Raw genomic sequence first — 12,356 nt, 5'->3', positions numbered from 1 at the left:
GTGAGGTAATTTTTTTGAAGGATGATGATAGATTTTCGGGATCTCGGTCATCCGAATCTCTTCGGCTTTTTGTCATGTCATCATTTGCCATGATGATGAGTCATTTTGAGATGTTTCAAAAAAATCAGTTTGCACAGTTAGTAGATACGCAAGATTTCATGGTGGACTCCGACGATATGGCACTGGCCAAGAGGCTGGAAAAGGAGGGCTGTGCCGTTACATTGCATCGAATACTGGTGGGTCGCGGCTCTCCTCGTGAGCCAGGGCAGATAATCGCTGACTCTCTAGGTTCTTGGCACAATCCGTCCCGCGTAAATCAGTATTTTCAGATTATATTCCCGAAACTCAATGTCTATTCAAAACCGGCAATAGCCGAACTCGATCTAATGTGGCAGCTCCGACATTCTATCGTCCACACGGGCGGTGTGGTGACGCGAGAAGATGCAGTTAAAGTCTCGCAACTACGAAAATTCGAAGATCGTAAGCTTGTCCTAGAGGGGGAATTCATTATGGAGGCGGGGAGACGGCTGCACATGATCGTGAAACATGCGACAAGCCTACTTGAAACCGCGGTGCGCGACAGGTTTATTCGTCCAGAGGATGGTGAAGATTATGAACAAATAATTCAAGGTATCATTGGTTGCAACTCTTCCAATCATAAATGGTTGGAGGTGTGAACGCCATGCTTCATAGAAGGATGAGCACTTGTCATCCGACGGATCTTTTCGAATGCCTGTTATACCTTGCAAGCAGCCATTAAACTCCGTGAGGTCGAAGGGCGGCAATGGGTCGGGTCACGCCTTTTGCATCGCGAGCACGCCCGTGACGATCGCCGCGCACGGTCGTGGGGCTCTGGTCGGCCAGAAGAAGCCTTTCACGGTTCGTGGCACTTCATCATTCAGGCGACCGCTCCTGGCCGAGGTTGTGTAAAAACGCACGCAGAACGCCTCGAACGAGAACACTACCCCTTCAGTTCACGCCGCCTCGATCCAAATAGGTTCGGCGGGATGGTGCTCTTGAATTACGGCAACTGCGCGCGCCATTTCCTTGGCGTCTCCCGCGCGAGCATGACCCACAAAATGGGTGACGAGTGCTCCTGTAGAGCGAAGCACCGAAATTTCTTCCTCAGTTAGCACGCCCGCGTCCACCCACAATTGATGGTCTTTGTTGTTGCGCCATAGACTCTCGAATGCGGCAACCCCGGTCTTCGAGCATGCAAAAAACACCATCTCCGTCTCCATTGTGTCGCGACTAGCCAAGTGTCGAACGCATATATTGCCCGGAATTGAGATCAATCACCTAGACTGAATCAACCTGTTAGCGCGAGAGGCGGAGATGGGGCGATTTGTCGAAGGTGCAAGCCGCAATCAGGCTGCGTTGCTGCCGGAATGTCTCGAAGACTTTATCGCCGAAGACAATCCTGTCCGGATAGTCGACGCGTTCGTAGACGAGCTCGATCTGGCTTCCATGGGCTTCGAAGGCACCACGCCCGCGATCACGGGCCGACCGTCGTACCATCCGGCCGTTCTGCTCAAGCTCTACATCTACGGATATCTCAATCGCGTGCAGTCAAGCCGGCGTCTGGAACGGGAGTGCCAGCGCAATGTTGAACTGATGTGGCTGACCGGCCGCCTCGCGCCGGACTTCAAGACGATTGCCGAGTTCAGGCGCGGCAATGGCGCCGGCATCCGCAACGTATGCCGACGCTTCGTGATGATATGTCGCGACCTGAAGCTCTTCACGCAAGCGATCGTGGCCATCGACAGCAGCAAGTTCAAGGCAGTCAACAGCCGTGACAATAACTTCACGCCGAACAAGATTGCGAAACGACAGGAGCAGATCGAGCAGAGCATCCAGCGCTACCTCGACGCGCTGGAAACAGCAGATCGCACCCAATCTGCCGAAGTAGAAGCGAAGACCGAGCGACTACGGGAGAAGATCGAGACGCTTCGCGAACAGATGCGCGACCTGGATCGTGCCGGGGAACTCCTGAACGATCTGCCAGAGAAACAGGTCTCGCTGACTGATCCCGACTCACGCTCGATGATCTCGCAAGCCAAGGGTACAGGTGTGGTCGGCTACAACGTTCAGGTCGCCGTCGATACCCGACACCATCTCATCGTGACACACGAAGTCACGAACGTTGGCAGTGACCGGACGCAGTTGAGCCCGATGGCAAAGGCCGCTCGCGATGCCATGGGCAAGAGGAAGATCAAGGCGCTGGCAGACCGTGGATACTTCAGCGCACCGGAAATCAAGGCTTGCGACGACGCGGGTATTGCGGCAATGGTGCCCAAAACGCAAACCTCGGGTGCAAAGGCAGACGGACGATTCGACCGAGCCGACTTCATCTACATCGCCAGTGATGACCAGTACCTGTGCCCGGCGGGTCAACGCGCAACTTACCGATACACATCGCTTGAGAGCGCCAATCTGCTGGAAACGCATACCTACTGGAGCAGTGCCTGTCCGCGCTGTCCGCTCAAGAGCCAATGCACACCAGCTGACTACCGGCGCATTCGCCGGTGGGAGCACGAAGCGGTGCTAGAGGCAATGCAGCACAGGCTGGATCGCCAGCTTGACGCAATGACGATCCGACGCCGAACGGTCGAACACGTGTTCGGCACCCTCAAACACTGGATGGGCTCGACCCATTTCCAGACGCGCGGGCTTGGTCATGTCGCTGCCGAAATGAGCTTGCACGTTCTGGCATACAACCTCAAGCGAGTGATCAGGATTCTGGGATTTGCAGACGCGATGCGGGCGATGAAGTTGACCGGCGCGTGAACTCCGGCGCCGACACCTCTAACTGACATCGCGCGATCTGGCGAGCGGTCCGCGTCCCGGTGCTACGCGATGGCACTTCCACCGGGCCGCTCCTGGCCGACTGGTCCGCGCGTTTTTACACGGCCTCGGCCAGAAGGCGGACATGTCCGAGGCTCACTCGGAGGCGGCCAGATGGCTATTACACTCACCGGGCCGGCCGCGACTGTTATGCCGCGAGGCTTCTCACGTAAGACGGTCTAAAGAGAAAAGCGGGCATGATCGCGCCGATAGGTTGCGACCAGGCGGGCCGGCCGTTGTCTCATCCGATTGTCCGAACCACACCCCCATCGACCCGCAACGCTGCACCCGTCGTGGCGGACGCCTGCTCCGAGCATGCGTACACAACCATGTTTGCAACTTCGTTCGTCGTGGCGAAACGGTTGATCAGCGATGTTGGCCGCGAAGTCTTCAGGAACTGTTGTTCAGCCTGCTCTTGCGTGATTCCCTGCTCTCGCGCGGTCGCCTTCATCCAGTTCGACAGGATTTCCGAACTGGTCGGGCCGGGAAGCACGGCATTGACGGTCACGCCCGTGCCGGCAACCAGTTCAGCCAGCCCTCTCGACACCGCGAGCATCGCGGTCTTGGTCACGCCGTAGTCGATCATTTCTTTCGGGACATTCAGGCCAGACTCGCTACTGACGAACACCACGCGCCCCCAGCCCTGCTTCGCCATTTTCGGCACGTAATGGCGGGCGGTGCGAACACCGCTCATCACGTTGAGCTGGAAGAGGTCGAGCCATTCGCGGTCGTCCTGTGCGAAAAAGTCGTTCAGCCGCGCTGTCCCTGCGTTGTTGACAAGAATGTCGGCGACCGGCGCGTGTGCAAACAAGGTCGCGCAGCCTTCGGGCGTCGCAACGTCGGCGGCAACGCCAGTCAGTTCCGCGTCCGGCAGGATCGCGCGCATTTCGCGCAGCGCGGCATCGACCCGCTCCTGGGTTCGGCCGTTGACTACGACCGCAGCGCCTGCCCGCGCCAGGCCCTCGGCAATTGCGCGGCCGATTCCCGCTGTAGAGCCCGTAACGATTGCCTTGCGGCCGTTGAGTTCGATCTTCATGGCGCTTATCTCCGTTCTGCTTCTGCTTCGGCCGCTCGGGCGAGGCATTCAACCCATTCCTGGTGATAGCGATACAACGCGCCGGGATTCCTGCTGCCGATCAGCTCCACGAAGAACTGGCCTTGCTGCGTCTCTTCGGTCAGCAGATGACAACCATCCCGGGTCGGCGTGATCACCCAGCCGTGATAGGCGCTCGACCCGGTTTCGTCGCCATCGACGGTCGTTGCCCACGCCAGCCGGCGGTTCGGCACGCACTCAGTGACGACGAGCGACATGGGATATCCGACCGTCACGCGGCTGTAGCGTGTGCCGAGCGCGAGTTCCGGTTCGCCGGACATGATCCTGACCTGATCCTCGGCCGGAAAATAGCGCGACCAGTGCTCGGCGTCGACGAGGAGTTTCCAGACCGCTTCGGGCGGGGCTTTCACGTCGATGTCATTGAGCGCGTAAATTGCCGAGATACGCGGGTCATAGCGTTCCGGCCAGTTAACTTTGTCGATCATGTATCGGACCTCCGTTTTTCGGTAGGGTTAGCTGCGGGAACGCTCACGCGCCGTGGCGACTTCGGCGAGATTCCTGAGCAGCTTTTCGTGGGTGAGCCAGAACACGTCAGGTGCCTGCTTTGCGAGCTCCAGCCAGTGCGGTCCCTGCATCGTCTCCTCGGTCCACAGATGGCACCCACTTGCCGTGGGCGTGATGATCCAGGCGTGGTAGGCCCGGGACGTACTGGAAACCTTTGGATAGCCGCCCCACGCAATGCGGGTCATCGGCTCGAACTCCTGCACGGACGCGAACACATCCTGGCCGGCAAGATTCGTCTCGAATCTCGTACCCAGGCCAAAGCGATCGTCGCCGTCAAGCGGCTGCACGTGTTGAACACCGGGATAGAAAGCGGGCCACGACCTGAAATCGGTCAGCAGGGACCAGATCGTCTGGACGGACGCCGGGACCTCGAGCTCGTTGGTGAAATGGATCGGAGAGCGGCTCGGTTTCATCTCCTCGGGCCACTTGATTGTTTCGTACATGGCGATTCCCTTATGGAACAGCGGTGGACTCGAATGCTGCGCAGGCGTGAGAGGCGCGAGCTACTCAGGCCTTACGAGATCCTTGAAGATGAGCGGCGCCCACTCGCGGCCCCTTGCCTGTACGAGCGAGCCGCCTTCCCGGAGTGCACCCAGCCAGACCGGCGCAAAGCCGAGCCGTTCAGCGAGGTGGGCTACCGGTGCCGCCGCTCCCTCGTCGTCGCTGGATAAAAACACGACGCGCCGGCCGCCGCCGACTTTGGGGTTGGCCGCCAGCACGTGTGCAGGCAGATGATTGAATCCCTTGACGAAGCGGGCACCCGTGAAGGCGCGCGCAATGACGGCCGATGACGGCAAGCCTCCCAGTTCCTCGACCGGCACCCCGAACGCGTTCGTCGCGTCGATGAGGGTTTTGCCCTGCCAGTCCGGCAGGACCTCAGCGACGTTGCGGTGCTCCCAGAACGGCACCGCGAGGATCAGCGTGTCGGCCTGCACGGCGTCCTGCAACGTCTTGGGAGTGACCTTTGGGCCGATAGCCTGTGCTTCCGGCAGCAGCGCATCGGGCGCTCGCCGGCTGGCTACTGCGACTTCAATGTTTTGCCGCGCGAAGGCGCGTGCCAGCGCCTGACCCACCGCGCCGAAACCGATGATCGAATAACTCACGATCTTTCTCCTGCTTTGAGTTAGCTCGAGGAGAATAGTAATTTCGGCTCAATCGAATGATAATTTCTGCATTTGATATAGAACTTATTCCATATTGGAATAAGTTCCGAATGCACATAGCGGGGTCGCGGATGGATCGGTTTCAGGAACTGAATGCATTTATCGCCGTCGTGGAGGCAGGGGGCTTTTCCGCAGCCGCTCGACGGCTTGGCGAGTCGCAGTCCGCCATCAGTAAAGCCGTGAACGCGCTGGAGAAACGCCTCGGCGTGGCACTGCTTCATCGCAGCACGCGCAAAGTGACACTGACCGATCAGGGGCAGCTGTACTACGAGCGTATGGGTCCACTGGTGGACGAGATCCAGGTGGCGGATAACGAGCTGACCAGCACCACGCTCGACGTTTCAGGCCTCATCAGGATCGCGGCACCCTCGACGTTTGGCCGACTGCACGTGTTGCCGCTCATTCCCGCATTGCTGGCGCAACATCCTGGCTTGCGGATCGATATGGTTCTTTCCGACGCCGTACGCGATATGGTGGAAGACAGGATCGATCTTGCGATTCGCGTGAGTCCCGTTGAAGAGCCCGATTCGGTGATGCGCCGTGTGGCTGCCACCTCGCTTGTGTGCGGCGGATCTCGCCGTTACTTTGAAAAGTTCGGTGTACCCCGTACGCCTGCCGAGCTCAAGGACCACAACTGTCTGGTCTATGGCGAGATGACGGAGTGGCCGTTCGCAGGGCCCGAAGGCCAGTTCAATGTGCCAGTGCGCGGCAATCTGTCGTCCAACAGCGTGGAGACGATTCTTGCGGGCGTGCTGGCCGGCGTCGGCATTGGCATGTTTCACCGCGCTTCGTTAGTGGGCGAGTTTCGGCACCCGGATATCGTCACCGTACTCGATGACTTCGTGCGGCAGCCCAGGGAGGTCAGCCTTGTCTGGCCCAAGCGACGGTTTGTGCCTACCCGCGTACGCACTGCCACGGATTTTCTGGCAGATGCGCTCGCACAACGGATTTAGCTCCACGGCGATTGGCAATTCGAGATCACGATCAAGATCGCCGTTCACTGTGCCATCACTGATGCCGATGTGCTCGCGCTACGGTGCGTCATCGCTCCATAACGCGTGCTGTCAGCGAGGCTCATTGTTTCGCGACACTGCACACTTTCGCCGGCAACCTGCCAGGAGAGTGCTCGCGGGAAGTCAGCTTCCCGAGTCAGTTTTCATGTCTTCACTTCACGACGAACGGCCGGAATGGATGGGTGACGCGACGATCATCGCTACGGTCGCGAACGACTGTATAGGGTCGTGTTATGCCTCTTGCGTCGAACGCGCAGCCGAGGCGATTGCCGCGCTCGGTTGCCGGACTCTGGTCGGCGGCAGCTTGGGCCGTTCGACATCGTCCCTGACTCGTCGGCAATTCGGTTCGTCGCCTTTTCTTGCATCGGCCCGGTCATCCCTCTTAACGGCGGAAAACCCTGATGGAACCTTCTATGGCATGCGCTCGATGGGAGGATCTTTGCGTTCGGTATCCAATCAGACATCCTCACGAGCCGAGGTCTCTTCACCGGTAGACAACCGGAGTCACTCCGGCCTGATAGCCGCGCGAGTCGCTCAGTTGGACCATACCGACAGGTATCTATCCAAATTCTGCACCGCCGAGTCTTTTCAGCTTTCCTTCTGCCGCCCCAACGAAGAATAGCCACCAAGCGCCTGCATCGACCTTATGAGAACGTCCGCGCTTTGCGGCGGCGGTCGCGAGCTATTGGTCAACGCATACACCCAGTTTTCCGTCGGCGACACGATGGGCCGCATCTGCACCTTTCCTGCTGATGCACCTGCTTGCGCCGTGAAGCCATCGACAACTGCGATACCCACGTTCGCTTCGACCAGCGCGCGCGCCAGCGCGTATGTCTTCACCGATGCCTTGATTTCGGGTTCGATGCCATCGAGCCATCCCATGACGGTGACGCCCAGTGGCGAAGCGGTATCGAGCGCGATAAACGGCTGGCCCGCGAGATCGGCGGGTACCGCTGGGCGGTCAAGCACCCTCTTTGGCCACCAGTCCGGTGGAGCGATGACATACAGGTCGAAATTGCAGACGGGCGTGGTCACGAGATTGGGCTGAGAGATTGCCTGCATCGTGAAACCCATATCGATCTCGCCGATCAGCAGCCAGTAGATCATCTCGCGTGTAAGCGACGAGACCAGCATGCACTGTGCGTTCGGAAACGCGCGGCCCCAGTCCGCCAGCGCATAGGGCACCAGATGATGGGAAAGCGAAGACGTCGCGGCAATCCGCAACGGCGCTTCCTTGCCCGCCGACAGGTTCGCCACGACCCGGTGAACGCGCGCGAGCTGATCGTCGAGCGGCTGCAACTCTTCCTGCAAACGCAGCGCCTCGGGCGTCGGCACCAGTTTGCCTTTCGACCGCACGAACAGTGCGAACCCGAGCGTGCGCTCCGCGTGCTGGAGCATTTTGCTGACGGCCGGCTGCGAGATGTTCAGCACCCTGGCTGCGCCGACCGCGCTGCCCGTCTTCATGATGGCGGAGAATACTTCGATGTGTCGAAGGCGCATGCGGGCTCCTTTTCGTGTGCAAAAAGTATATAGCCTGCGGTTATAGCCCATCGATTTTGTCTCATTCGACGGTCTTGCCATCCAGCTTCTATAGTCGTTTCCAACCTATACGCGATCGCACCAGGAGACGCACATGGAAGCACAAGCGGTCAGTCCCGCATACACACGGATGCAGAAAACGGTTTGTCTCGCCGCCTTGTTCCTCGCATGGGCAATCGGCTATTCCGACCGGATCGTGATGAGCACCGCGATTATCCCGATCAGCCGGGAATTCGCACTCGACGCCGGCCAGGCCGGTCTGCTGCTCAGCGTGTTCTACGTCAGCTACGCCGTGATGCAACTGCTCGGCGGCTGGCTCTCGGACCGCTACGGTTCGCGCATTGTTGTCGTCATGTGTGTGGCGTTATGGTCGCTGTTTACAGGCCTGACGGGACTGGCGTGGTCGTTCGGATCGCTACTGGTGATCCGTTTCATGTTCGGCGTCGGCGAGGGATTTTTTTCGCCGGCCAGTTCGGTAACAGTCGCTGAGACGTTTCCGAAGCCGGAACGCGCGCGTGCCAAGTCGTTTCTTATTTCGACCGTCTTCCTTGGCAATGCCGCAGGCTCAGCAGGCGTCGCGCTGGCCGTCGTGTATCTCGGCTGGCGCAGCGCATTCCATATTCTCTCGGTCGTCGGCCTGGCTGTCGCCGTGATGCTGTGGCTCGCGCTGAGGGGTGGCATGGCGGGCCAACGCGGCAGGATGGCGGCGCGTCCGAAGCACCAGCTGCGTGAACTTCTCCGGCGTCCGGACGCACTGAAGCTGACTTTCATCTGGTTCGGCACCAGCATCGTCTATATCGGGATGATTTCGTGGATGCCGTCCTATCTGCTGAAGGCTTATCGCATCGATCTGCTGCATGTCGGCATTGCATCGACCATTCCGTATCTGATCGCGTTTCTCGGCACGAACGTCGTCGGCTGGCTGCTCGACCGCCACGGCAAGGGGCGTGAAAAGCACTTCATGATGGCTGGCGCACTCGGTTCCGCAGTGTTTCTCGCGCTGATGATCTCGACGACGTCTATCACGTTGCTCGTGGCGTACTGGACGCTCTGCCTGTTGTCGTTCAACTTCGTCTATGCCACGGTGTTCTCGATTCCACTCAAGTATTTTCCGGAGCATCTAATTGGCAGCGCAACAGGCCTGATGAATTTCGGCGGCCAGATTGCCGGCTCACTCGCGCCGTCCGTGATGGGTGCGTTGATCGTCGCGTTCCACGGCAGCTATCTCGTCGCGCTGTCGTTTCTGGTGTCGAGCGCGCTGCTTGCTTTCATCGTTGCCACGACGTGGCGCGCGCAGCCGCGTCTGTCCGCCTGAGCCAGCCATGTACATCCATTCCGAACTCGACCTTATCGTCCACGGCGGCATGCTGATCGACGGGACGCGTGCGCCCCGCACGCGAGCCGACATCGGTATCAGAAACGGACGAATCGCCGTTATCGGCAACCTCGCTGATTGCAACGCCACCAAACGGCTCGATGCAAGCGGAAAGATCGTCGCGCCAGGCTTCATCGATTCGCATGCTCACGACGACCAGGCGGTGCTTGCACAGCCGGACATGACGGCCAAGATCTCGCAAGGCGTGACGACCGTCGTCACCGGAAACTGCGGAATCAGCATTGCGCCGTTTCGCGACGATACGCCGCTGCCTGCGCCGCTCAATCTGCTCGATGCCGGCAACAGCGAGCGCTACGCAACGTTTGGCAGCTATCTCGCTGCGCTGCGCAGCGCGCCGTCTGCGGTGAACGTTGCACCGATGGTCGGCCATTCGACGTTGCGTGTGCTGACGATGGATACGCTCGATCGTCCCGCACGCGACTTCGAAATTACCGCGATGCGCGAACTGCTTGAGGAAGCGCTGGCGGCAGGTGCAATAGGGATATCCACTGGCACGTACTACCCGCCCGCGGCTCACGCACCGACCCAGGAAATCATTGACGTCTGTCGTCCGCTCACCGGCACCGGCGCGGTCTATGCCACGCATATGCGCGACGAAGCGGACGGGTCGATGGAATCTCTCGAAGAGAGCTTCCTGATTGGGCGCGAACTGGGCTGCCCGGTCATCATTTCGCATCACAAACTGTTGCGGGCGTCGAACCATGGCAAGTCGGCCGTGACGCTGCCGCGTATCCGGCAGGCGATGCGCTGCCAGTGCGTGGCGCTGGACTGTTATCCGTATAACGCCAGTTCCACGATGCTGCATAGCGATCCCGCGAAGCTCCGCGAACGTATCGTGATCAGTTCGAGCGAGCCGCATCCTGAGCAGGCTGGGCGGGAACTCGGCGAGATTTCTGCCGGGTGGGGCGTCTCCAGGGAAGCAGCGGCCGCGCGGCTCCAACCCGCGAACGCGATCTACTTCGGCATGGACGAGGGCGACGTGCGCGCGATCCTCGCCTTCGATGAAACGATGATCGGCTCGGACGGCCTCGCCGTCGGCGCGCGGCCGCATCCACGTCTGTGGGGTGCATTCCCGCGCATTCTCGGGCACTACAGTCGCGATCTGCGGCTGTTCGATCTCGAGACGGCGGTATGGAAAATGACGGGTCTGACAGCCAGGAATTTCGGACTCAGCGGGCGCGGCACGTTGGCGGTGGGCAATCATGCCGACGTCGTCGTGTTCGATCCCGCGACGATTCGCGACGTCGCCAGTTACGAAAGACCGATCCAGGCGGCCGAGGGCATCGAGGCCGTGATCGTGAACGGTGTGCTGACATGGCGCGATGGCCTGCATGCCGGCGCGCGCGCCGGGCAGGTCATCACGCGCAGGGTGTGCGCTTCATGAAAGTCCTCGTGATAGGCGCAGGCGTCATCGGGTTATCGACCGCTTACTACCTGCAGACCGATGGCCACGACGTGACCGTCGTCGACAGCAACAGCGGCGTCGGCACGATGGCGAGCTACGCCAACGGCGGGCAGCTGTCGTACAGCTACGTGGCGCCGCTCGCCGGACCCGGCGTGCTCGGCAAATTGCCGGCGTGGCTGTTGCGCGCCGACTCGCCGGTGCGCTTCAGCCCGGCGCTCGATCCGGATCAATGGCGGTGGTGTCTGAGCTTCGTGCGCGCGTGCAGCCAACGGCAAAGCGACCTGACGACGCGCCGTCTGCTGGGCCTGGCGATGTTCAGCCGCGCACTGATGCATGAGTTCGTTGCCCGCGAACCGGATATCGCCTTCGACTATGCGAATAGCGGCAAACTGGTGCTTCATCGCGACTTTGCTTCATTCGACAAGGCACGCCGACTGCTCGACTACCAGCGAACACTGGGCTGTGAGCAGCAGGCCATGACCGCAGATGAATGCGTAGACGCAGAACCGGCCCTGGCGCATATGGGCAGGCATCTGGCGGGCGGCATCTACACGGCAAGTGAGGAGAGCGGCGACTGCTATCGCTTCTGCGTCGGTCTTGAGCGGCGTTTGCGGCGCGAAGGTGTGCGGTTTCGCTTCGCCACGCAAATTGACGCTCTTCGCGAAGATGGCGCAGGCCGGATCGGCGCTTTCGCCGCAGGGGAAATGCTGGACACCGAGCACATCGTGGTGGCGGCGGGAACGGCCAGTGTTGCGCTGCTGCGGCCGCTGCGCATCCGGGTGCCGCTCTATCCGCTGAAGGGTTACAGCCTGACCGTGAAGGTAAGAAACCAGGCTGCGGCGCCGTCGATCAGCGTGACCGATTTCCAGCGCAAGATCGTGTATGCCCGTCTTGGCGACCGGTTGAGAATCGCCGGCATGGCTGATCTGAATGGGCAGCGGGCAACCATTGATCCATCGCGTGTGGCCACGTTGAGAACTGAGGTGGAGGCGGCGTTTCCCGAGGCCGGCCACTACGCATCGGCTGAACCGTGGGCCGGTCTGCGGCCCGCAACCCCTACGGGCATGCCGATACTCGGGCGCACGCGATATCGGAACCTGTGGTTGAACGTCGGTCATGGCGCGTTGGGCTTTACGCTGGCGCTCGGCAGCGGTAAAGGGGTGGCCGACAGAATTGCTGGCCGGGAACACAAGTCTGCTGTGGACGAGTTTTTGTTGTGAACGAATGACTTCGACGAGCAGGACGGTGCTTACCGCAATCCAGGTCCTCACCCTGTGGGTGCCAGGAAGAGAGTCGCCTGCAACGAGCGAAAATCACGCGTATCGCCATTTCAGCCGGGTGGGTGGCCCGGCCGCTTACCGCGAGTGCGTATAGGCCA

General features: G+C 60.3%; 12 protein-coding genes. 6 read left to right on the top strand and 6 right to left on the bottom strand.

All coding sequences use genetic code 11. From position 1 onward, the window contains the following. Positions 1-74 precede the first annotated feature (74 nt). Positions 75-677 carry a hypothetical protein gene (locus P2869_RS29170; protein ID WP_277598783.1) on the top strand — a complete coding sequence of 201 codons (603 nt, stop codon included), beginning with the start codon at positions 75-77 and terminating at the stop codon, positions 675-677. A gap of 297 nt (positions 678-974) precedes the next feature. Here the strand turns inward: P2869_RS29170 and P2869_RS29165 are convergent, their stop codons facing one another. After that, positions 975-1,229 carry a hypothetical protein gene (locus P2869_RS29165; RefSeq protein WP_277598782.1) on the bottom strand — a complete coding sequence of 85 codons (255 nt, stop codon included), beginning with the start codon at positions 1,227-1,229 and terminating at the stop codon, positions 975-977. 106 nt (positions 1,230-1,335) lie between these two features. Here P2869_RS29165 and P2869_RS29160 point away from each other — a divergent pair, with 106 nt between their 5' ends. Beyond that, positions 1,336-2,787: an IS1182 family transposase gene (locus tag P2869_RS29160; RefSeq protein WP_277598781.1), complete on the top strand. Its 1,452-nt coding sequence runs from the start codon at positions 1,336-1,338 to the stop codon at positions 2,785-2,787. 298 nt (positions 2,788-3,085) lie between these two features. Here P2869_RS29160 and P2869_RS29155 read toward each other — a convergent pair whose 3' ends face one another. The 4 genes from P2869_RS29155 to P2869_RS29140 are packed head-to-tail and all read right to left on the bottom strand — an operon-like array spanning position 3,086 to position 5,565. Further along, the gene (locus P2869_RS29155) at positions 3,086-3,880 is read right to left on the bottom strand and encodes an SDR family NAD(P)-dependent oxidoreductase (protein ID WP_126879028.1); all 795 of its coding nucleotides are present in this window, start codon (positions 3,878-3,880) and stop codon (positions 3,086-3,088) included. A gap of 5 nt (positions 3,881-3,885) precedes the next feature. Next, positions 3,886-4,383, bottom strand: a complete 498-nt coding sequence (locus P2869_RS29150; RefSeq protein WP_277598780.1) for an SRPBCC domain-containing protein — start codon at positions 4,381-4,383, stop codon at positions 3,886-3,888. A gap of 27 nt (positions 4,384-4,410) precedes the next feature. Further along, entirely contained in the window at positions 4,411-4,905 is a 495-nt protein-coding gene (locus P2869_RS29145; protein ID WP_277598779.1) for an SRPBCC domain-containing protein, read from the bottom strand. A 60-nt stretch (positions 4,906-4,965) separates the two neighbouring features. Beyond that, positions 4,966-5,565 (bottom strand): NADPH-dependent F420 reductase, encoded by a 600-nt coding sequence (locus tag P2869_RS29140; RefSeq protein ID WP_277598778.1) that lies wholly within the window; start codon positions 5,563-5,565, stop codon positions 4,966-4,968. A 131-nt stretch (positions 5,566-5,696) separates the two neighbouring features. Here P2869_RS29140 and P2869_RS29135 point away from each other — a divergent pair, with 131 nt between their 5' ends. Next, a complete protein-coding gene (locus P2869_RS29135; RefSeq protein ID WP_277598777.1) occupies positions 5,697-6,578 on the top strand; it encodes a LysR family transcriptional regulator in 882 nt (293 codons plus the stop codon). 648 nt (positions 6,579-7,226) lie between these two features. Here the strand turns inward: P2869_RS29135 and P2869_RS29130 are convergent. After that, complete coding sequence (locus P2869_RS29130; RefSeq protein ID WP_277598776.1) at positions 7,227-8,189, bottom strand: LysR family transcriptional regulator; 963 nt, start codon at positions 8,187-8,189, stop codon at positions 7,227-7,229. Positions 8,190-8,271: 82 nt separating this feature from the next. Between P2869_RS29130 and P2869_RS29125 the strand changes: the two genes are divergently transcribed. From P2869_RS29125 to P2869_RS29115, 3 genes are read left to right on the top strand one after another with little or no spacing between them, the layout of a single operon-like run. Beyond that, positions 8,272-9,492: an MFS transporter gene (locus tag P2869_RS29125; RefSeq protein ID WP_233411427.1), complete on the top strand. Its 1,221-nt coding sequence runs from the start codon at positions 8,272-8,274 to the stop codon at positions 9,490-9,492. A 7-nt stretch (positions 9,493-9,499) separates the two neighbouring features. Beyond that, positions 9,500-10,957: a D-aminoacylase gene (locus P2869_RS29120; RefSeq protein WP_277598775.1), complete on the top strand. Its 1,458-nt coding sequence runs from the start codon at positions 9,500-9,502 to the stop codon at positions 10,955-10,957. After that, positions 10,954-12,198, top strand: a complete 1,245-nt coding sequence (locus P2869_RS29115; protein ID WP_277598774.1) for a D-amino acid dehydrogenase — start codon at positions 10,954-10,956, stop codon at positions 12,196-12,198. The genes P2869_RS29120 and P2869_RS29115 overlap by 4 nt, the downstream gene beginning before the upstream one ends. Positions 12,199-12,356: the final 158 nt, after the last annotated feature.

It is taken from the genome of Paraburkholderia sp. SUR17 (assembly GCF_029536165.1).
Taxonomy (GTDB): domain Bacteria; phylum Pseudomonadota; class Gammaproteobacteria; order Burkholderiales; family Burkholderiaceae; genus Paraburkholderia; species Paraburkholderia kururiensis.
This window is presented reverse-complemented; position numbering and strand designations above follow the sequence as displayed.

Bases quoted from the DNA above. Each gene is read 5' to 3' on its own strand.
- P2869_RS29125 (WP_233411427.1), top strand. From the start codon at position 8,272: ATGGAAGCACAAGCGGTCAGTCCCGCATACACACGGATGCAGAAAACG.
- P2869_RS29130 (WP_277598776.1), bottom strand. From the start codon at position 8,189: ATGGGCTATAACCGCAGGCTATATACTTTTTGCACACGAAAAGGAGCC.
- P2869_RS29115 (WP_277598774.1), top strand. From the start codon at position 10,954: ATGAAAGTCCTCGTGATAGGCGCAGGCGTCATCGGGTTATCGACCGCT.
- P2869_RS29145 (WP_277598779.1), bottom strand. From the start codon at position 4,905: ATGTACGAAACAATCAAGTGGCCCGAGGAGATGAAACCGAGCCGCTCT.
- P2869_RS29170 (WP_277598783.1), top strand. From the start codon at position 75: ATGTCATCATTTGCCATGATGATGAGTCATTTTGAGATGTTTCAAAAA.
- P2869_RS29135 (WP_277598777.1), top strand. From the start codon at position 5,697: ATGGATCGGTTTCAGGAACTGAATGCATTTATCGCCGTCGTGGAGGCA.
- P2869_RS29160 (WP_277598781.1), top strand. From the start codon at position 1,336: ATGGGGCGATTTGTCGAAGGTGCAAGCCGCAATCAGGCTGCGTTGCTG.
- P2869_RS29165 (WP_277598782.1), bottom strand. From the start codon at position 1,229: ATGGTGTTTTTTGCATGCTCGAAGACCGGGGTTGCCGCATTCGAGAGT.
- P2869_RS29150 (WP_277598780.1), bottom strand. From the start codon at position 4,383: ATGATCGACAAAGTTAACTGGCCGGAACGCTATGACCCGCGTATCTCG.
- P2869_RS29120 (WP_277598775.1), top strand. From the start codon at position 9,500: ATGTACATCCATTCCGAACTCGACCTTATCGTCCACGGCGGCATGCTG.
- P2869_RS29155 (WP_126879028.1), bottom strand. From the start codon at position 3,880: ATGAAGATCGAACTCAACGGCCGCAAGGCAATCGTTACGGGCTCTACA.